At 67.9% G+C, this 1569-nt stretch carries 1 protein-coding gene; it reads left to right on the top strand.

The genetic code is table 11. The features are described 5' to 3' along the window. Window positions 1-156: 156 nt before the first annotated feature. A complete protein-coding gene (locus ACGFZN_RS39925) occupies window positions 157-1392 on the top strand; it encodes an IS701 family transposase (RefSeq protein WP_393863393.1) in 1236 nt (411 codons plus the stop codon). Window positions 1393-1569: the final 177 nt, after the last annotated feature.

The raw sequence follows: 1569 nt of genomic DNA, 5'->3' as shown, positions 1-1569 counted from the left end.
CCTAGTACTCCAGCAGCGGTTCGCTATCTGGCCTGGTCAGAGGCATCGTCGGGAGTCTAGTGGGCTGGTGGCATGTCAGGGGCGGTCTTGGCGGACCGCCCCTCCAACGAATGACATCGAGAACTGTCTGCGCGGTGATGAGGGCAGCCTCCTCGCGTGATCGACGACCTTGCCGACGCGACCTGGGACCGGGAACTCGACGACCTCTTCTTGCGCATCGGCCACCGTTTCGGCCGCGCCGACCTGCGACGACGCATGCGTGACTACGTCCGCGCTCTGCTCGGCCCGGTCGGCCGCAAAAACGGCTGGCAACTGGCCGAACACGCGGGCCATTGCACCCCCGACGGCCTGCAACGGCTACTGAACGGAGCCACCTGGAACGCCGACGACGTCCGCGACGACCTGCAGACATACGTCGCCGACAGGCTCGGCGAGGCCGACGGGGTCCTCATCCTCGACGACACCGGCTTCGTCAAGAAGGGCACCACCTCCGCAGGCGTGCAGCGCCAGTACTCCGGCACCGCCGGCCGCACCGAGAACTGTCAGATCGGCGTCTTCGCCGCCTACGCCACGCCCCGCGCACGCGCTCTGGTAGACCGCGAGCTGTATCTGCCCAAGTCCTGGACGGACGACCGCGAACGCTGCCGCGCCGCCAAGATTCCCGATGAGAGGGGCTTCGCCACCAAACCAGAGCTGGCCAGGGCCATCGTGCTGCGCGCACTTGCTTCCCCGCTGCCGATCGCGTGGGTGACTGCGGACTCCGCGTATGGCCAGGAGTGGCGCTTTCGCCGGATGCTGGAAGAAGCCGCAGTCGGCTACGTACTCGCCGTTCCCAAGTCCCAGCCGGTGCCTTGCTTCGGCCGGATCGACCACGTCTTCAGCCAGGCGCCGGGTGAGGCATGGGAGCAACGTTCGTGCGGCGACGGCGCCAAGGGCCCGCGCGTCTACGACTGGGCGGCCGTCCAGCTCCCGATGATCGAGGACTTCGACGGTGAGCGGCCCACCCATCACCGCTGGGCGTTGGCCCGGCGCAGTCTCAGCAGGCCTGATCAGATCGCCTACTACCTCGCCTACGCGCCGGTGGGCACCGGCGTCGACCGGCTCGTGCGCGTTGCCGGGCGCCGGTGGGCGATCGAGGAATGCTTCCAGGCCGCGAAGAACGAGTGCGGCCTGGACCAGTACGAAGTCCGTCGCTACGTCGGCTGGATGAGGCACATCACCCTGGCCATGCTCGCGCATGCCTTTCTCGCGGCCACGGCGGCGCAGGCGGTGGCAAAGGGGGATGCAGAAACGGTTCCACCCTGGTTCCGCTCACCGTGGCAGAAGTCCGCCGGCTCCTGGCAACTGGCCCCGCACACCGGCCCCGCCCGCCACTTCGCATCCATGCGCTGAGATGGTCGCGATGGCGGCGAAGGCGTCAGGCCGTGGCCCGGCAATGTCACTACCGACGACGATGTCATTCGTTGGAGGGGCGGTCCGCCAAGACCGCCCCTGACATGCCACCAGCCCACTACACTCCCGACGATGCCTCTGACCAGGCCAGATAGCGAACCGCTGCTGGAGTACTAG

This window comes from Streptomyces sp. NPDC048192 (assembly GCF_043202415.1).
Lineage (GTDB): Bacteria > Actinomycetota > Actinomycetes > Streptomycetales > Streptomycetaceae > Streptomyces.
This window is presented reverse-complemented; position numbering and strand designations above follow the sequence as displayed.